Source organism: Microbacterium sp. 8M (genome assembly GCF_902506375.1).
GTDB lineage: Bacteria > Actinomycetota > Actinomycetes > Actinomycetales > Microbacteriaceae > Microbacterium.
In genome coordinates this window covers 206,397-225,487 of sequence record NZ_LR733284.1, presented here as the reverse complement: position 1 = coordinate 225,487, position 19,091 = coordinate 206,397, and the positions used below count along the sequence as shown (strand labels likewise).

Genomic DNA, 19,091 nt, shown 5'->3' with positions numbered 1-19,091 from the left:
CGCGGCGAAACGCAGCGTGTCCGCGAGAGCAGCGATCCGGCGCCGCTCGTCGGCACCGGCGTCCGGCACCGCCCACAGCCCGCCGCGCAGCTCCCCCGCGATGTCGGGATCGCTCACGACGGTCGGGGTGCCCAGGGTCGCCGCCTCGAACGGGGTCATCCCCTGGGTCTCGAAGCCGATCGAGGTCTGCACCACCGCATCGGTCAAACTTCCTCAGTCTCGGCGGACCGCCGAATGCGCGCGGGCGGTCTCTTACACGTTCAATGTCCTCGCACGACCCGGAGGGGTGCTTTTTGACCGAAACGCGATCCCTCGCTCCCGTGTAACCAACGCGAGCGCTCTTGCTCGGTCACATACCTGTCCGGCCGAGCCCGCTATCCGCGTTCGACTAGCGTGAGAGGAAGAACCTACGGCCTCAGCGACCTCTCGGAAGGGCGTGCATGTCTGACGGATCGCGATTGTCCCTCTCTGCCGCGCGCGAAGCTCGGGTGCTTGCCGCGTTGGAGGACAAGAGTGTTGCGCTCGCCGGGTTGTATGTCCAGGCGCTGGAGCAACTTGGAAGCCCTGCACCGAATGGCCGTGAGGTCGCCAGGGTTTCACTCATTTGTCACTGCATGCGCGAGATCATGAGCGGACTGCCGTCCGCGATGGCGGTCAATACGCGCACCCGGCCGAACCCTGGATCGGCGAGTCTGACGTCGAAACTGCCGGGTCTGGTCTCGCGTCATCCCGGGCTAGATTTGCGCGCCGACCAGGACGTCGTTCCGGTTCCACGTGAGTTTGCTATCGCGGTGGCGGAGATAATCGACGCCGCAACTAAGGAACAAGGCATTCAAGTGGCGAACGCGGCAGCGCTGCTCACCGACGACAACGACGAGACCCACCCCCTCGTTAGACAGTGGAAGAGCGCCCAGCGATTCTTCCTCGAGTGGACACATCTAGACCGAAATCCCAATGGCACGCGGGCGCTCCCCGACGATGCGGCCATACGGTCGAAAATGCGGGTCATTGAGGATGTCATCGAAGTCCGCACCGCGCTCTTCTTCGAGAACCTCAGCGCAGTGCAGGACTTGCTGGCGATTGCAAATGCGGCGATCGGGGAGGAGTCAAGTTGACGGGCTACGTTGCTCCAACGAGGGATCAGGTTGCGGCGGTACTTCGCAGGATCCCCACGCCGGCTCTTCGTCGCGCCTTCTTCGAAGGGCTCCGGAACCCGCTCTGGCTAGCTCCGCTTGCAAGGGAAGGCGCCTTCGCTAAGCCGCCGAGTAACGATGTGGGCGCCGATGATTACTGGCCCGAGATCGACTACGTGATCCGCTCGTCGGCGGCGGCGCCCAAGACGGCAGTCGACATCCTTCTAACTCTTTCTGAGAGCCGAAACAGCTGGATCCGACGGGCTGTATTTGCCGTGGGCGCGCAAGTTCCCGCCTCAGAGGCCGCGAGGCTCAAGCCACTCCTCAAGAAGTGGCTCGCGACGGGATTCGGCTGGCGTACTGACCCTCGGGATATGGCGTCCTTCACGGTCAACCTGCTCAACGGTGGTGAGCGAAAGGCTGGCGAGTGGGTAGCCAACGTCCTTTTTCGTCCCGGCAGTCTCGGGGCCACGGCTCACGAACCAATACTCCGGGACTATTGGTACGCTTCCGAACTCCCGCGTGTCGTCACTGCGCTTGGCCCCGAATCGCTACCCCTGGTTCTTGGTTGGCTTGTGCAGTACGAGAACGGCACAAGCCAACCTGACGGATGGTCGCTTTCGCGACCCTCGATCGGGGAGAGTTCCGATAGTCATCAGACAGTCGAAGATGCGCTAATCGACGCATCACGCGATCTTTCAGTTCAACGGTTGCAGGCGGGAACGCTCGACACAGTCGATGTCCTCCTTAGCGTCCGGATCATGCTCGCGAGGCGCATCGCCATGTATGCAGTGAGAGAGGCGATAGTCACATCAACGACGGGCACCCCTCAGGAGAGCTCGGTGGTAGAGCTCGGCACTCGACTCCTCCTGGACCCATCGTCCATGAACGAGCAATGCCGGATCGAGTACGCCCAGTTGGCTCAAGCGGTGGCCGCGCGGTCACCCTCGTCCTTGAAGTCGCTCAAGCAAACGATCGACCGAGGCCCGGACATGAGCTCCACCGAACTCCGTTCGAGACTCGCACGCGACGGCGACGTTACGGATAGAGAGTTGGATACACGAGTTGCTGAGTTTCTCGATCACTGGAAGCACGCCTGGCTTTCAGCAATTGGGGCAGAGTCGCTCCCACCACAGCTTCGCGTCGCCCTCGCCGACCTCGATGCACAGTATGGCATGGTTGAGCGTCCCCTGCGCCCGCCGATAGAGGTAATCAGTTGGACCGGACCGAGCAGCCCGCGAACACACGACGAACTTGGGATGATGGCCCCTGCAGAGCTCATGAGCCACCTGGAGAGTTGGCAAGACACGGGTGATGGATGGGGACCCAAGCCTTCTCACGAGGGTCAGCGACGAGAACTGACGAGTCTGATCACCTCAAACCCTGAGCGAATCGCTGGTGTTCACGACCTCGTCACGCGGCTACGCCCAATCTACTTGCGCGCAATCCTCAGCGGGTGGGAGGCAGCGAGCAAGGCAGGGCTGGAGTTGGACTGGCACCAGGTACTCACGACAACCGGTGACGTACTCGCGCACCCAATCGAATCTGACTTCCCCCCGCAAGGCGGCAGGTTCGACGACGACCCCGACTTCAGCGGGGCAAAGGGGGCCGCAATCGATCTCCTTGAAGAACTAGTGAAGCCGGAAGCCAAGATCCCGCCAACAGGGGCTTCGAACGCTGCCGAGCTTTTGATCTCCGCGGCGTCGGACGAAGCTGCTTGGCACGACTACGCCTCGCGCGCTGGCGAAAGCGGGATGGACCCGCTCACACTCTCGCTGAACTGGCAGTGGCCAACCATCGTTCGCGGTCTCGCTGCCCTCGTATGTCATGGGAGGACCACTGCATGGTCGGAAGCCTCTCGAAGCGCCCTCCGGACCGAGCTCGACCGGCCTGACCCGTGGGGGGCTTCGCGGGCAGTGATCGGCGAACACCTCGGGAGACTGCTGAACGCTGACGAGCTTTGGACTGAGCAGAATCTGACGTTCCTATTTGGCTCCGCTGAGGGGCTAGATCGAAATCAGCAGGTTGCGCTCAGCACCGCGCTGGCGATCCACCACTACCATCGAGCGCTCTACAGCCTGCTGGCCCCCTCCATGGTCGCGGCTCTCGACTCAGCCGAGCCTGTTGCCGACGGATGGCCGCAACCCAACTCGTCGCCCGTCCAGCGCATCGGGGAATGGGCAATCAAAGCCATCATCTTCGGCGACGCAACACCTTCTGACGCGGTCTTCCGCGCCTTCTTCTCAACCACCGACCCTGACACCCGTGGAGGAGCGCTCGGTCATATCGGCTGGGAGATGATGCACGCGACCGAGGTGTCCGAATCAATACGGGATGAGTTCGCCCGCTTGTGGGACGAACGAATCGATCACGTAAAATTGAACACCGTTGATGTAGCTGAGCTACGCCAGTTCTATTGGGTGATCAAAAGCGGCAAGTTCTGTCCAGAGTGGTGGCTCCCACGACTGAACACGATTCTCGCCTTTGGGTCTAACGTCGACGCCGAAAGATTCATGATTGGCAAGGAACTCGCAGCCGCCGCCGACTCCGACCCGCACGGGGCGTTTCACGCTTTGACGCAACTGCTGTCCACTACCGGCGCTCGCAGAATGGCCGCGTACGAGCTGTCACGGAATGCAGTACCCGTGGTGCTCGCTCGAGCGATCAAAGCGGGCGACCCGCAACTGGAAACGCGAGCGACGAAACTTCTGAACGAGCTTGGCGCCGCGGGTGACTTTGGTCTAGCTCAGCGTGTGGAGATGGCGGCCCGGGGCGAACTCAGCCAGGCCGATGTCGAGGAGTAGGAGATCCGTTCCCCAGTCCTACTGCGGAGGAGCCTTTCGCGCAGCAGCCACCCGATCATCGTCGTGATATGGGGCGGGGCCGCCGCTCATCCGCATCGTCACCGGATCAGGATCCGGAAGCGCTTCCGGCACAAACCGTGCATCGTCCGGGTGGTGGAAGAGGGAGATGCTCGCGTTCATCGCCGTGTGCAGGTTGAAGAAGCGTTCGTACTGCGTAGTGCCCTGCTCGGCGTGATCGAACTCGCCGCGCGCGACACGGTTGACGTCGACGCGGTCGGCGAGCACCATCGGGTCGCTCATGAGAAGACCCAGCTTGCGCGTGAGCGGGTAGGTGATGCCCCAAGCGTTCAAAAACCCGATTCCTTGAGGCAAGAATGCCTCGTCGCCCTCGTCCTCCGTCTCGTCGGGATTGGGAACCAGTACAACTGGCGTGTCGGAGGTGATGAGCGATCGTCTGTCGAACCGCACGAGAGTCCACGGTCGACCAGCAATGTACGGCATCAGGGCCTCGGTCATCTCGCCGATCTGGATGATGTGGTCAATCGCCGTCACGCTCACCGGCGGCCCATCGGTGCGCATCGCCTGTTCCCAGATGAGCTCCGCTGTGGCGTCGTCGATTACCAGGCCGGAACGCTTCTTTGCCCAGTCCTTCACGCCGTCGCGGCCGACCATCGACAGTTCGATCTGCGTCAGACGAGCCTTCATGTGCTGCATGTTGCGGCGTTGCTCAGGGCCCCGTGTTACCTGCAGGGCGATTAAGGATGCAAGCGTTGCGCGGTCCTGCACCTCGAGTGGCCACACTCCCTCTCCCAGCTTCCTGAACACTGGCGCCGCGGCACCTTCCACCTCGCTGAACAGCCTTTCAAAGACATCGTCGCCCGCCTGGTGCCCGGGCACAGTGTAGAAGCCGTTCTCCGCGGCGGTCTTGCGCACGCTGGCGGTGTAGGTGCGGTCGCCGGGCAGCCTGACCGTTGTGATCTGGTCGTCGTCCGCAAATCCTCGGAGGTAGAACTGCGGGACGTGGTGATGGCGCTTGGCGGTCGGAGACATGAGGGGATTATGGCGTTACCTGACGACGAGGAACGCCATCGGATCATCCCGGGTGTGGCGTCCAGTAGGTCATATCTCCGCGATGTCCGCCGACGACTGAGGCTACGGATGCGGCGCTCGGAACCGCCGGTGATCCCCAGAACTCGGTTTCTGGTCATTCGAGGTTTCTGGTCATTCGAGCGGCGCCATCAGAGCCCGGCGAAAGGATCGCTGGGTTGAGCGGAATGACGGGACAACCCTTGCCCGCACGCTGTTTCGGAGGTCGATCGATGTCGTCGAGGGTCCGAGAAAACCATCGCCACGCGGGCGGATCCGCACTCGCGTCGTTCAGCGGGCGAGCGCGCGCTCGTACACGGCGAGCATCGCTGCGGTCCGCGAGGACTGCTGGAAGTCGGCGGCGACCTGCGGATCCGGCTCGGGCGCCCGCCGGGCCGCGATGTCCGTCGCGGCGATGCGCAGGGTGTCCGCGAGAGCGGCGATCCGGCGTCGCTCGTCGGCCCCGGCCTCCGGCACGGCCCACAGCCCGCCGCGCAGCTCCCCCGCGATGTCGGGATCGCTCACGACGGTCGGGGTGCCCAGGGTCGCCGCCTCGAACGGCGTCATCCCCTGGGTCTCGAAGCCGATCGAGGTCTGCACGACGGCGTCGGCGGCCGCGATGCGCGCGAGCACGTCCGCATACCCGACCCGGCCGGCGAACCGGATCCCCGGGCGCCGCGCACGGGCGGCGATCCGCTCGGCGGCGCGCAGCTGCGCCCCTCCCCCGACGATCTCGACGTCGGCGTCCACGTCGCTGGCGACGACCGCCTCCAGGAACGGCAGCAGACGCTTCTCCGGGCTCATCCGGCCCAGCCAGATGAAGCGGGGCCGACCCGGCGCGCGATCCGCCGGGGCTCCGGCGAGCACCCGCGTGCGCACCTCGTCGTCGATGCCGTTCCAGATCACATCCACGGATCCGAACACCCCGTGCTGCTCGAGCCGGCGCGCGAAGTGCCCCGATGGTGCGGTCACCGCGCGGGACTCCGCGGCGATCCCGGTCAGATACGCCCAGCCGTCGCGACCGCCGGGCTGTGCGCCGATGCCGCGCAGGGCGGTGCGCCTCCAGCCGTTGAGCGCGGCGAGCGCGGGCCGGTGCAGCGGGGTGACCGCGGCGATGCCGACGTCGACGCGGTTGTGCATGGTGTGCACGGCGGGGATGCCGTGACGGTGCGCGAAGCGATGGCCGATGAACGCGCCCCAGAAGTCGGCCTGCACGTGCACGAGATCGACCGGGGGCCGCCGTGTCAGCGCCCGATCGAGGAACCGGTCGGTGCTCCGGCCCGGCCACGTCATGGCGTACTCGCGGTCGGCCGTGATCGGGATCGACGGCAGGTCGAGGTAGCCGGGATCCGTGAGGTCGGCCCCGTGCAGGGCGGGTCGCGGCGAGTGCGTCCTCGGTGCGACGACCGTCACCGTGTGCCCTGCGCGCTCCAGGTACTTGCGCTGCAGGCGCATCGAGACCTGGGCACCGCCCAGCGTCTCGGCGTGCTGGTCGGCGAAGAAGACGATGTGCATCCGGCCTACTCGGGCAGCGGCTCGTCGCGGTACAGCGCCTCGAAGGTGTCCAGCGTGCGGTTGATGTCGTGCACGACCACGCCCTCGAGCGAGGCGCGCTGCATGCGCTCGTACTCGGCGGGATCCGCGGTGAGCACGTCGGTGAGCCGCGCGGCGAGCTCGTTGATGTTGCCCGGCTCGAAGAGGTAGCCGTTCTCGCCGTCGTGCACGAGGTGCGGCAGCGCCACCGCGTCCGCGGCGACGATCGGCAGCGCCGACGCCATCGCCTCCATGGTGGCGATCGACTGCAGCTCCGCGATCGAGGCGATCACGAACAGGGAGGCGCGGCTGAGCAGGGCCCGCAGCTCGGCGTCGGTGGTGCGGCCGTGGAACACGACACGGTCGCCCAGACCGAGCTGATGCGCGAGCGCCTCGAGCTGCTTGCGCTGGTCACCGCCGCCGACGATGTCGAAGGTCACGTCGAGGGCCGGATCCAGCTTCGCCATCGCCTTGAGGATGACCTCGACCTGCTTCTCCGCGGTGAGCCGGCCGACGAAGACCATGCGGTTCTTCTCACGCGGGCCGATGACCGGCGTGTACTGGGTGCGGTCGATGCCGCAGCTGACCGGGATCACGCCCTCGACGTCGATCGTGCGCTCGAGGAAGTCGGCGGCACGACGGGTCGGCGTGGTCACGGCGCGGGTGAGCGCGAACGTGCGCGCGGCGTCGGCCCAGGCGAACTTCAGCACGATGTCGTCGATGAACTTCGGCATCGTGGTGTGGTCGAGGATGTTCTCGGCCATCACGTGGTTCGTGGCGATCACCGGAATGCCGCGCTGATGCGCGATGCGCGACAGTCCGCGGCCGATGACGATGTGCGACTGGATGTGCACCACGTCGGGCTGCACCTCGTCGAGCACCTTGCGGGCGTAGTGCTTGGCGCGCCACGGCCACACGAACCGCAGCCAGTCGTGCGGCGCCCAGCGCACCGACGGCAGCCGGTGCAGGGTCATCGCCTCGCCCTCGATCACCTCGGTGCGCGGCTTCGCCGTGCGGTACGCCTGGTTCGGCGCGACCACGTGCACATCGTGGCCGCGCTGCACCAGACCCGCGGCGAGGCGCTCGGTGAACCGGGCGGCGCCGTTCACGTCCGGCCAGAACGTGTCGGCGCCGATGAGGATGCGCAGCGGGCGCGGAGCGGCGGCCGGTTCAGCCGGCGCGGAGACGGATTCGGGCGCGCCGGTGTCGAGGTTGTCCGAGGGACGATGATCGCCGGGGGAGGTCACGTGGTTGCTGCCTTCTGCTGGGCCGCGGCGCCGTCGAGCGCCTCATCGGCCGCTCGAACCCCGCGGAGATGGCCTGGATCGGGCGCTGGCCACTCTACCCGAGCGCGCTGAGGATGCCGCGGAGGCGGATCCGGCGGCCGCGCGGCGGGCGCGGGGCGGCACGCACGGCACCGCCCCGCGCCCCTGGTCAGCCGCCGAGGACGATGCGCTTGGCGTGCCCGTGCCCGTCGAGGTCGAACTCGAGCGCGAGCGGCGCCGTCCCGACCACCCGCACCCCGTCGTCACCCTCGACCACGGTCGACTCCGCGACACCGGTGAGCACGACGCGCGCCGTGGTCTGCGTGCGGCTCGGGTCGGACACGGCGACCGTGGTGCGCCCGGCGTCGGTGCGGACCGCGAGAGAGCATGGGCCGCTCACGGTCACTCCGTAGGCGGGCACCTGGTCGGAGGGCGTGGCCTGGAAGAAGTTGCCGAGCGTCAGCCCCTGGCTCGCGACGCGGATCAGCTGTGCCTGCGCGTTGTTGGCGACCACCTCGACCGTCGGCGCGTCCGACTCGGTGAACGTCACCGAGTGCTTCACGTTCGGCAGCACCAGGTACGCGTAGCCGCCGCCCGTGGGATCCGTGCCGTGATGATGCGTGATCGTCACATAGTCCCGGTTCTTGACCTCGGTCGTACCACCCGTGTCGGATCCGGAGTTGATGCTCTGCCAGTCGCCCGAGCGCGGCACGACCTGCACGTCGATCGTGCCGCTCACGTTCTCGCCCGAGAGGAACACGTAACCGCCGTGACCCATGATGTGCACGTTGCGCTTCACCGTGATCGCACCGTCCGCCGCGGTGAGCACGCGGTTGCGGTTGTCGGTGCGCACGTTCGGCACGGTACCGGGCGCGAAGGAGCGGTTGTCGATCGTCGTGAACACGTCGTAGCCGGAGCTCGACGCGATCGCCGCGCCCAGGCACACGACCTTGTCGTCCAGGAAGAACCACGACTTGCGTGCGCTGAGCGACTTGTCGAAGTTGAGGTGGTCCATGCCCTGGATCCCCCAGCGACCATCAAGCGCCAGCCCGCCGCCGAACGCCTGGAACGCCCGCGGAATGCCGGTGCCGTCCGCGGCTCCGCTGGTGCGAGGCGCCGCGGTCACGGTCGTTCCCGGCAGCCGGTACGGGTCGATCGTGGGCCAGAAGTCGGCGCTGTACTGGGCCGGATCCGCGGCGCTGTAGAAGAACGTCATGCCGTCGCCCTGGTACCAGCCCAGGTTGTTCTCGCGGTTGCCCCACTCGTAGCGGCCGATCCGCTTCGAGGACACGTTGACCACGGCGCTGAAGTTCGGCCGATGGTGCACCAGGCGGTCCTGATCGCCGAACGCCGTCGTCGAGACCGGCGGGTCGGCCGGGGTCACGCTGTCGTCGCCGAGGACCGAGGTCACCAGGAGGGACTTGGCCACGGTCTGCGTGGGAAGACCGTACAGCTTCTCGTCGGTGCAGCGCTGCAGCCAGCCCTTCACGAGCGAGAGGTAGCGGCCCCGATACGGCTCGCCAGCCCCCTGGGCGAGCAGCAGGATCGCGGTGATCGCCGCCGCGCCGTCGACATAGTCCGGCTCGGCCTGCCGCGACACGGCACGGCCGCGCACGGTCTCCATCATCCGGCCGTTCCAGATGAACGGCGCGTACGAGGCCTCGACCGCGTCGAGGATCACCGACTTCTTCGGATCCGTCACATCCCATTCGCTGCCGCCGAGCAGGCCCAGGATCTCGGCGATGCCGCCCAGGGTGACGACGCCGTAGGTGCCGACGTAGGGCAGATAGCTGTGCTGCACGAAGGATCCGTCCGCGTAGAACCCGTCACCGCTCGTGACGTAGCCGAAGACGCTGTTCCTCCCCGCCCGCACCGTGTCGCTCAGGGCGTCGCGAGCGAGCGCGATCTCGTCGGGCCGTCCGTCGAGGATTCCCCGGAGCGCGCAGGACAGCGCCTTGTCGGTGCGGTTCGCGCCGGTCTCGGCGAGGCTCGTGCCGCGGCCGCGCCAGTTGGGATCCGGCGTGAAGTAGCGGGCGGCGGCCATCAGCGCGGTGCGCACCTCGGCCGGCACGACATCGTGCAGCAGGATGCAGATGTCGGCCGCCTTGCGGGGCACGCCGATCTCCCAGAACCACCAGTTGCCGACGGGCGACTTGCCGGCCTTGTAGACGTTGGCGCTGAGCCACGTCAGCGCGTCGACGAGGTCGGTGGCGAGCGCCGCATCGCCGTAGGAGGCGCACCCTGCGGTGGCATAGGCGAGGGCGAGGTCGAAGATGCGGTTGAACGTGACGCCCATGTTGCCGGAGAGAACGGTGCCGCTGACGCCCGTAAGCGGCAGGTCGGGCCAGATGCCGGGTGCCGCCGCGGGCCGCACCATCGCGCCCCGCGAAGCGGCCGCCTTCTCACCCATGGCGCTCAGCACACCGGCCAGCTCCGGCACCGATGCGGCGCTGCCGTCACCGGCGAGCATGATGCGACGGCGCTCGATGAGCGCGGCGAGCGGATCGCCGCTCGCCGTCGCCACGGCGCCGGGCAGCGTGCCCGCGGTCGCCGGCTGCGCGGCGAGAGTGACGAGCGCGCCTGCTCCGAGCAGTCCGAGCAGGGTGCGGCGGTTCATCTCAAGGGGGAACATCTTCGGCCTCCGGTCGGTAGGGAAAGGGGTTGCCCGCAACACGGTATACGCTTTCCCGCCGGAATAGTAGAGGCGGTGTACATATTTACCGGAAGCCGAGGCCCGTTCCTTCCAAGGACCGTTCTCAGGCTGGATCCGGCTTTTCGCCACCGATCCGGGCGGATCCGCGAATCCGTCCTGAGAACCGTCCGCAAGCCCCCGCGCGGTGGGAACGGCCACGGCACGCACGGCTCACGCTCACCTGGGGACCGTACGCTCGGAGCATGCGCCTTGCCGCCGACGCCGACCCCACCCGCTGGATCCCCGTGACCGCATCCCTGGGCTTCCGCGGCCGCCGGCATCGCAAAGCGGCGATCGGGATGCTCCTGGGCCAGCTCAGCGGAGCGGTCGGTGCGACGCCGCGCCCCGGCTCGGGTTTCGGCGCGTGGGCGCTCAGCCAGGCCGCGCCGTTCCTGATGCGCAAGGCCGATGGGCGCGTGCTCGCGTGGACGTGGAAGGCAGAGCCCGAGCTCATCGTCGCGATGGCGAGCGCGCAGGAGCTCACCCCGCAGCTGCGCACCGCCCGCGCCATGATGCCGATGGAGTACGACGACACCGAGGAGTTCCGCAACCCGTACCTCGGCGCGGGCGAGAAGCTCGTAGTGCCGCTGCCCGTCGAGCCGGGCACACCGCCGTTCGCGACCTACACCTGGGACACCGGCACGCACCTCATCACCCTTCAGGCGGTGTGCGCCGACCGCGAGCGCTTCGGCACGGTCATCGGCGCGGTGGACGAGATCGCGCGCACCCTGCGCACCGTCGACGACCTGTCCGTCGGCGAGTCCGGGCCGGTGCTGCGGCTGCCGCCGGCCTGAGCCTGGGCCCGTGGGCGCCGCTCGGTTTCGCGAGACTCCCGATCCGGCATGAGACTCCTCGCCCGGAGTGCGGTCTCACGCGAGAACCGGAGTCGCGCGGGCGCTACGCGAGCCCGCGCTCGTCGAGCCACTGCAGGGCGACGGCCTTCGGGGCGCGCAGCAGCCAGGCGTCCGCCAGGAGTTCGCCGAGGTGATCCCGCTCGATGACGTCGAGGCGCATCAGCACGGCCGGGTAGCCGGCGAAATGCGGGATCGTGAAGAAGACCTTCGGATCCGCGGCGATCAGCGCCTCGGCGAGCGCGGCGCTCTCCGTGCGCACCGCGAGCACGGGCCCGTCCGGCCAGGTGCGGCCGAGTTCGGCGAGCTGGGCCAGATCCGTCTTCCGCGGCCCCCGCATCCACGCGATCTGACCGCCGTTGCAGCGCCAGGCCGGCTCGCCGGTGTGGCCGCCCACCCGTTCCTCGACGCCGGGGAGGGCGAGCACCAGGTCGCGCACATCGTCGATCGTCGCCATGGGTCCGATCCTCCGCCCGCCCGGCACGCGGTTCAAGAGGCGGCCGGATGCGGGACGCCGCGGCGGATGCAGGACGCCGCGACGGATGCAGGACCGGAAGCCCGGATCCGTCGTGCATCCGTCGCCCCATCCTGCAGGCGTCGCTCGTACGCGGACCCGCGGCCGCGGATCAGCCGCGGATCACTGCCGGATCCGGTTCGGGTCAGATGTTCACGTCGCCGACGAGGTGCACCCGGATCCCCATGCCGTTCAGCATCGCGGCCTTGGCGATGAGCGCCTTGTCGGCCGTCTCGGCGTCGGGCGCGTAGACCAGCTGGGCGTGGTTGGCCTTGTGCCGGGCCATGAACTGGTCGCGGGTCTGGCCGTGCAGCACCACGTGCGCGATCGGCCACTCGGGGTTCGTGGCGTCCTTGCGGCGCTGGGTCTCCTCGGCCGGCAGCTCGACGACCGTGCCGCGGAACACGTCGGCCTGCAGCACGCCCTCGGCGATGTAGATGCGCGAGAGCACGACCTCGCCCGGCTTCGATACACCGTTGATCGTGGCACCACCGGCGGGGAAGAACACGTGGCCCTGCCGCCAGCCCTCGGCCTTGTCCCAGCCGCCCAGGTGCGATGCCGGCACGGATCCGGAGATCTCGTAGACCCAGACGAAGTCGTCGCCGAACTGCTCGCCCCAGCGCACGTCGTGCAGCGTGTTGTCGGGCACGAGGCCCATCGCCCGCCACACCCGGTCGGTCACGAGCGCGTCGACCGCGACGCCCTCGTCGGCCTCATTGAAATGCGGGAACGCCCGGCCCTCGTGCAGGATCCGGGATCCGTCGCGCGAGGTGACCGGCGGCCGCTCGGTCGAGTTCAGGATGCCCTCGGCGAGATCCGATGCCGGCACCAGATCCTTGAGTCCCTGCTGATACTGGATCCCGACCGCGTCCAGGCCGAAGTCGTCGGCGATGCGGAGCGCCGCGATGTACATCTTCAGCTGCCACTGCACCTGCTCGCGGGTGAGCTCGGTGGCCGCGTCCTCGCCGTAGCGGAACGTCATGCCGTGCGCGACGAGCCAGTCGTAGGCGGCGTCGGCCTCGGCGTCGGTGACGTTCAGCATCTCCGCGTACAGCGCGGACTGCGACAGGCGCTCCTTGTAGATGCCGGTCTTGTTGAGCAGCTCGTCGTCGAAGATCGCGTTGTACATACCCATGCAGCCCTCGTCGAACACGCCGATGATGGCCTTGTCGGCGAGCAGCTGTGCGGCGAGCGCCTCGCCGAGCTGCTTCTCCGGACTGTCGGGGAGCTCGGGCAGCGCGCGGACGTGCGAGGCGTCATGCGTGATCCGGCCGGTCTCGGTCCACTCCTTGAGCCCCTCACGGAACCACGGGTCGGTGAAGTCGACCGACCAGATCGTGGCGTAGGGCTTGCCCATCTTCGTCAGGCCCGCGTTGAGGCCGAGCAGGCCGACGAGGCCCGGCCAGTCGCCGGCGAAGTTCGCGACGGTGAGGATGGGCCCCTGATGGGTGCGCAGCCCGGCGAGCACGTGGTGCGAGTACTGCCAGACGGCCTCGGCGACGATGAGCGGCGCGTCGACCGGGATGTTCTTGAACACCTCGATGCCCATGCGCTGGCTGGAGATGAATCCGTGGCCGGTCTCAGGATCCACGTCGTTGGCCCGGATCACCGTCCAGCCGAGGTCGTTCAGCACGCCGGTGACCCCCGCCTCCAGCTCGACCTGCGTGGCCCAGCCCGCGGTGTTCGCGGACTCGCGGAGGTCGCCGGAGGCGATCAGGTAGGCGGTCTTCGGTGCCGAGGCCGGTCGCTCGGTCGGTGCGGGGATGGCGTAGCTCATGGGATTCTCCGGTTACTGGGTGATGGTCTGCGATCGGCGGGCGCCGATCGGGTGGTCATCTGCAGGGCATGCGACTCGCCCGCGTGCAGCCGCAGGTCTCGCGCGAGCACGGTGTCGTGCAGTCGCAGCTGGGCGAGGTCGAGCGCTCCCCCGTCGACGTGGAGCACGAGTCGGTCGCCGCGGATGTCCACGCGCCCCCACCCCGTGCAGGTCGTGAAGAGGAAACGCTGCCGGTCGCCCTGGACGAAGGCTCCGGGGACGGGCGAGAAGGACAGCGTCCGGGCGACGCCGTCCCACTGCGCTCCGGTCGCCGCGAGCAGCAGCGCCCAGGACGCGAGGGAGCGGGCGTAATGGTTGCCGCACTCGATCTCGTTCCACGGGTTGCGGTACGTGCCGTCGTAGCGGGCGCGCAGCGCGCGCTCGATGCGCAGCGCGTCGTCGGCCCGCCCCGCGTAGAGCAGCGACGCGGCGACCTGGTGCTCGACGCCGGTCCACACCTCGTCGGAGTAGACGAACGGGATCGCCGGCCGGCCGCCGCGCGGCCACGAGGCGAGCAGCAGACCGCCCTCCTCGTTCACGGCGTACACGCGCTGCGTGCTCTCGTGCGCGGACAGGTCGTCGCGGTGGTTGTGCGCGACGATCGCGGCGAGCGCGGAGTCGACGTGCTCGGACGGCAGCAGCGTGCCGAGGCCGTTCACCCAGGCGTGGAACTGCCCCAGCAGCTGATCCGAGAGCACGCCGTCGCCGTACTGGTAGCGGTGCACGTCGACGTCGTCGATGACCTGCCGGTAGTACTCGCCGGTGAACAGCACGTCGTCCATCGCGCCGGCGACGTGGTCGGCACGCGCGGCCCACGACCGGGCACGCTCGGTCTCGCCGAGATGGGCGGCCATCCGGGATCCGGCGCGCAGGGCGGCGAGGTAGACGCCGTTGGCGAGCGGGTCGATCCCGTGGAACTCGATGTCGTACGTGTTGTGCAGCTCACCGTCGAGCAGGCCGTCGCCGTCGCGGTCCCACTCGCGCGTGGCGTAGTCGAGCGCGCGCACGGCCGCGGGCCAGAGCTCGCGCAGGAATGCGTCGTCTCCCGAGAAGCGCCACTCGCGGTGCAGCCGCAGCAGGGTGCCGAGCTGGCCGTCGACGGCGGGGCCGATGAACCACGGCGCGGATCCGAAGATCCGGTTGCCGCGGAACTTCTGCGCGCCCGCGTCGTCGGTCTCGAGCAGGAACTCCGGTCGCCGGGCGCTGCGCTCGAGCGAGGGGAACAGCCAGGCCACGGTCTGCGCGTACGACCACACGTGCGTGCAGGTGCCCTCGCAGGACCCGCCGTGGTCGAAGGATCCCTCCCATGCGGCGAACACCGGCCCCTCCCCCAGGACCGGGTTCGGCGACTCCAGTACGAAGCACGTGGTGGAACGCGCCGCGGCGATGTTCGCTCCGACCGCGTCGGCGAGCACGGGATCCAGAGTTCCGCCGTAGAGCGCCTCGACGAAGGCGTCGGTCGCGGCCTCGAGCGCCGGCAGCTCGCGGTGCAGGTGCGCGGCGGCCGCCCAGGCGTCGGCCCAGAGCGTCGCGTAGTGGTTGCGCACGATCGGCGACAGGGCGCCCTTCGTCTCGCTGCGCTCGCTCAGGGACCGATCCTCGCTGCGCTCGCTCAGGGACCGATCCTCGCTGCGCTCGCTCAGGGACCGATCCTCGCTGCGGTCCCTCAGCGACCGGTCCTCGGGGGCGTCGTCCATGATGATGTGGCCGTGCCAGCCGCGACGGCGGTTCGGGAACGACCAGCTCAGCACGAACTCGAAGTCGCGCGTCTCGCCGGGCACGAGCGTGTGCACGATGCCCAGGGATCCCGTGCGCAGCCGCGGCAGCTTCGCGAGCATCTCCTCCTCGGTCAGCGGCCGAGCGTGCGGGTCGCCGTCCCGCTCGGCGAACAGACCGCGCGGGCGATCCTCGAGCGTCAGTCGCGGCTCGGGCTCAAGCAGGCCGTCCGCGGTGAGGTCGCTCCAGAACATGCGGGCGCCGTCGGGCCAGTAGCTGGTGACCCACTGGGGCTTCACGGTCGTGGAGCGGTCGGTGGTGGTGAGGCTGAGCGTGCCGTAGCCCGGGTCGTCCTCGGGCAGGTCGATGCCGAAGTCGAGCCCGCGCACCTCGCCGTCGTCGCGCCAGCGCACCGTCTGCGTGCCGCGCATGCCCCACGGCGCGTCCGGTCCCGGCTCGCCCCGACCGGCCGTGTGCGAGACGCTGCCGACGACGGTGACCACGACCGGCGCGGCGCCCGGATTGGCCACCCGGTAGCGCAGCACCGCCGCGGGGATGCCCGAGGCGTCGGCGTCGAGCGGCACGAGCGGTGTGAACGCGTGCAGCGACACCTCGACGGGCAGCACGCGGTCGGTGAAGTCGATGTCGACCACGGGGTACTCGCCGTACATGGTCGCGGCGTCGAGACGCGGCAGCCCCGCGAGGTCGTCGAACGAGAAGCCCGCGTCGAGGTCGCGGCGCCCGGTCAGCCGCGCCTCGATCACCCGGGTGACGGGATCCGCCCCCTCGGGCGCGGCGTGGATCGCGAAGAAGGTGCGGGGGTTGCGCCGGTCCTTGTCGGCGTGGTTCTCGAGCTCCCAGTCGCGCAACTCGCCGCGCGCACCGAGGGACACGTTTCCGGTGCCGATGCCGCCGAGCAGGAACGCGGCTCGCTCGGCGGTGTGCGGGATTCCGCGGGCACGGCGCGTCATGCGCGCCCCTCCTTTCCGTTGCCGGCGTCGTCGGCCATCTGCTGCGCGGCCAGCTCGTGCACGACATCGGCGGTGCCCGCGTACAGCCGCAGGTAACGGTCGAAGAGCGCGTCGTAGGCCGGGGCGAGGGCCGGATCCGGCGCGATCGTCGTGACGACGGGATTCCAGTCCTCGATCCGCGGGGCGGGGTCGGCGACCGCGCCCGCAGCGAGGAAAGCCGCGCCGTAGCTCGCGCCGATGGTCACCTGCGGCACCTCCTGGACGAGCCCGGTGACGTCCGACACGATCTGCAGCCAGAGCCGGCCCTGCGTCCCCCCGCCCACCGCGACGATCCGCCGGATGTCCGCGCCCGCGTCACGCATGGTCTGCACGTTGTGCCGCACGCCGAGCGCGGTGGCCTCGAGCGCGGCGCGGTAGAGGTCGCCGCGGCCGTGCGCGAGGGTGAGGCCCGCGATCACGCCGCGCGCGTCCGGATCCTGGATCGGCGTGCGCTCGCCCGCGAAGTAGGGCAGCATCACGAGCCCCCGCGCACCGGCGCCCGACGCCTCCGCCTCGGCGAGCAGCTCGGGGTAGTCGGATCCGGTGAGGTCCTTCAGCCATCCGGTGAGGGCGCCGGAGGTCGACAGGCCGCCGGCGAGGTTGCGCGTGCCGGCGAAGGCGCCCGCCGTGGTCCACATCGACGGGGTGCGCAGCGTCTCCTCCCCGGTCGCGACGAGGAACATCGTGGTCCCGTACATGAGCATGAGATCCCCGACGCCGTGCGCGCCGACGCTGACCGCCTCGGTCCACGCGTCGATGGTCCCGGCGATCACGGGGGTGCCCTCGGGGATCCCGGTGAGCGCCGACGCCTCGGCCGTCACGGTGCCGGCGACGTCGCCGGCCCACAGCAGCGCCGGCTGCTCCACCGGCGCCGCATAACGCTCCCACCAGGCGTCGTGCCAGCGCTCGCCCTCGATGTCGTACAGCGGCGAGACCTGGCTGGCCGACTGGTGGTCGAGCACGTAGGCGCCGGTGAGACGGTGGGCGAGCCACGACGCGGGCATGAAGAGCCGACGCGCGCGCTGCCATGCGTCCGGCTCCTCGTCGCGGATCCAGAGGATCTTCGGCCCTCCGGCCTGAGAGGTGAGCACGGATCCGCCCACGCGCGTGATCTCGTCGTCGCCGAGTTCGGCGGTCATCCGGCCGATCTGGGCTCCGGCGCGGGTGTCGACGCCGTAGAGGATCGCGGGTCGCACCGGTTCGCCCGCGTCGTCGGCGAGGAGGATGCAGGGCCCCATGCCGCTCACGCCGACGGCGGCGACCTCCACCGGCCCCTGCCCCTCGACAAGCTCAGGGACCGACGAGGTCGCCGCGAGCAGCTCCCGGGCGAGGGAGACGAACTCGTCCCACCAGATCTCGCCGTCCATCTCGACCCAGCCGGTGCGCGGGCGGCTCACGTCGTGGGTGCGCGTCGCCTGGGCGAGGATCTCGCCGCGCGCGTCCACGAGGACGCCCTTGCTGCTGGAGGTGCCGATGTCGACACCGATGGTGCACTGCACGCGCATCCTCCTCGATCGCTCGTCCTTGCCGGACGGCGATCACACTACGCGAAATCGATTTCAAGCGCAATCGCCCGAAATGACGCGGCACACCGACGAGGTGCGGGAGGAGAAGGATCCGGTTTCGTGAAACCGAGTTCAGCGCGTGACGGTCGCGGCCTGGATCTCGTTGCGCAGCACGACGGTGCGGGCGGGCTGGTCGTCGCCGCCGATCCGGTCCAGCAGCATCCGGGCGGCGGTCACGCCCATGTGACGGGCGGGCAGGCGCACGACGGTGACCACGCTCGGCGACAGCGTCGTGAACGGCAGCGAGCCGACGACGGCCACGCCCACTGCGGGCGGGGTGAGCCCGTGCTCGGTGAGCACCTGGATCGCGCCGACGCCGATGAGGTTGTTGCCGGCGACGACCGCGTCCGGCGGCTCCGGGAGGGCCAGCAGCTCCTCCATGGTCTCGCGCCCGCCGTCGACGCGGAACGTCGAGAAGCGCAGCAGATCGGGATCCACGGGAAGTTCATGCGCCTTCAGCGCCGCACGCCATCCGTCGGCGCGCTCGACCGCCGTCTCGATGTGCTCCGGCCCGGCGATGTGCGCGATCCGGCGATACCCGGCCGCGAGCAGCTGCTCGGTCGCACTGCGGCCGGCGTCGCGGTTGGCCATCATCACGCCGTCGATCTCGTAGCCCGTGGTGCGGTCGACCGCGACCACAGGGCGGCCTGCCGCCATGATCTCGTCGAGACTGGTGCGATCCGACGCCGCGGCGAGGATCACCCCCGACATGTGCTCGGCGATCGCGATGCGCAGGTAGGTCTGCTCCTTCTCGACCTGGGCGTCGGTGTTGCACAGCACCACCGAGTACCCCGCCTCGGACGCCACGTCCTCGACGCCGCGCGCCATCTCGGTGAAGTACGGGTTCTCGATGTCGGGGATCACCAGCGCGATCACCTCCGAGCTCTGCCGGCGGAGCGTCCGCGCAGTGCGGTTCGGGAAGAACTTCAGCTGCGCGGCCGCCTGGCGCACCGCCACGACCTTCTCCTCCGAGACGCCTACGCCGTTGAACACGCGTGACACGGTCGCGGGGGACACGCCGGCGACGCGCGCCACGTCGTAGATGGTCGCCATCCCGCCCTGCCTTCTGTTGTCGGTGAAGACACACTATCGCGATGAAATCGATT

12 protein-coding genes and 1 pseudogene are annotated in these 19,091 nt (G+C 69.0%); 3 read left to right on the top strand and 10 right to left on the bottom strand.

Translation table 11 applies throughout. The features are described from left to right. A pseudogene (locus tag AERO9AM_RS01045) lies at positions 1–207 on the bottom strand (glycosyltransferase); the annotation flags it as partial. 233 nt (positions 208–440) lie between these two features. Between AERO9AM_RS01045 and AERO9AM_RS01040 the strand changes: the two are divergent. Continuing rightward, positions 441–1,115 (top strand): hypothetical protein, encoded by a 675-nt coding sequence (locus AERO9AM_RS01040; RefSeq protein WP_159574489.1) that lies wholly within the window; start codon positions 441–443, stop codon positions 1,113–1,115. Beyond that, positions 1,112–3,937: a hypothetical protein gene (locus AERO9AM_RS01035; RefSeq protein ID WP_159574488.1), complete on the top strand. Its 2,826-nt coding sequence runs from the start codon at positions 1,112–1,114 to the stop codon at positions 3,935–3,937. Before AERO9AM_RS01040 ends, AERO9AM_RS01035 begins: the two co-directional genes overlap by 4 nt. 18 nt (positions 3,938–3,955) lie before the next feature. Here AERO9AM_RS01035 and AERO9AM_RS01030 read toward each other — a convergent pair whose 3' ends face one another. The 4 genes from AERO9AM_RS01030 to AERO9AM_RS01015 all read right to left on the bottom strand — a co-directional run bounded on the left by AERO9AM_RS01030 (position 3,956) and on the right by AERO9AM_RS01015 (position 10,453). Continuing rightward, complete coding sequence (locus AERO9AM_RS01030) at positions 3,956–4,987, bottom strand: DUF4238 domain-containing protein (protein ID WP_159574487.1); 1,032 nt, start codon at positions 4,985–4,987, stop codon at positions 3,956–3,958. Between the two features lie 327 nt (positions 4,988–5,314). Further along, positions 5,315–6,538 carry a glycosyltransferase family 4 protein gene (locus AERO9AM_RS01025; protein WP_159574486.1) on the bottom strand — a complete coding sequence of 408 codons (1,224 nt, stop codon included), beginning with the start codon at positions 6,536–6,538 and terminating at the stop codon, positions 5,315–5,317. 5 nt (positions 6,539–6,543) lie between these two features. Then, positions 6,544–7,704, bottom strand: coding sequence for a glycosyltransferase (locus tag AERO9AM_RS01020; RefSeq protein WP_236602671.1), 1,161 nt, complete (start codon positions 7,702–7,704; stop codon positions 6,544–6,546). 286 nt (positions 7,705–7,990) lie between these two features. Then, complete coding sequence (locus AERO9AM_RS01015; RefSeq protein WP_236602437.1) at positions 7,991–10,453, bottom strand: polysaccharide lyase 8 family protein; 2,463 nt, start codon at positions 10,451–10,453, stop codon at positions 7,991–7,993. A gap of 263 nt (positions 10,454–10,716) precedes the next feature. Here AERO9AM_RS01015 and AERO9AM_RS01010 point away from each other — a divergent pair, with 263 nt between their 5' ends. Then, a complete protein-coding gene (locus tag AERO9AM_RS01010) occupies positions 10,717–11,307 on the top strand; it encodes a hypothetical protein (protein WP_159574484.1) in 591 nt (196 codons plus the stop codon). Between the two features lie 103 nt (positions 11,308–11,410). Here AERO9AM_RS01010 and AERO9AM_RS01005 read toward each other — a convergent pair whose 3' ends face one another. The 5 genes from AERO9AM_RS01005 to AERO9AM_RS00985 all read right to left on the bottom strand — a co-directional run bounded on the left by AERO9AM_RS01005 (position 11,411) and on the right by AERO9AM_RS00985 (position 19,038). Next, a complete protein-coding gene (locus AERO9AM_RS01005; protein ID WP_159574483.1) occupies positions 11,411–11,821 on the bottom strand; it encodes an MmcQ/YjbR family DNA-binding protein in 411 nt (136 codons plus the stop codon). 202 nt (positions 11,822–12,023) lie between these two features. Next, positions 12,024–13,655, bottom strand: coding sequence for a fucose isomerase (locus AERO9AM_RS01000; RefSeq protein WP_159574482.1), 1,632 nt, complete (start codon positions 13,653–13,655; stop codon positions 12,024–12,026). Then, positions 13,652–16,381, bottom strand: a complete 2,730-nt coding sequence (locus AERO9AM_RS00995; protein ID WP_159574481.1) for a GH116 family glycosyl-hydrolase — start codon at positions 16,379–16,381, stop codon at positions 13,652–13,654. Before AERO9AM_RS00995 ends, AERO9AM_RS01000 begins: the two co-directional genes overlap by 4 nt. Further along, the gene (locus AERO9AM_RS00990; RefSeq protein ID WP_201298545.1) at positions 16,378–17,925 is read right to left on the bottom strand and encodes an FGGY-family carbohydrate kinase; all 1,548 of its coding nucleotides are present in this window, start codon (positions 17,923–17,925) and stop codon (positions 16,378–16,380) included. Before AERO9AM_RS00990 ends, AERO9AM_RS00995 begins: the two co-directional genes overlap by 4 nt. 132 nt (positions 17,926–18,057) lie before the next feature. Beyond that, positions 18,058–19,038, bottom strand: a complete 981-nt coding sequence (locus AERO9AM_RS00985; RefSeq protein WP_159574479.1) for a LacI family DNA-binding transcriptional regulator — start codon at positions 19,036–19,038, stop codon at positions 18,058–18,060. Positions 19,039–19,091: the final 53 nt, after the last annotated feature.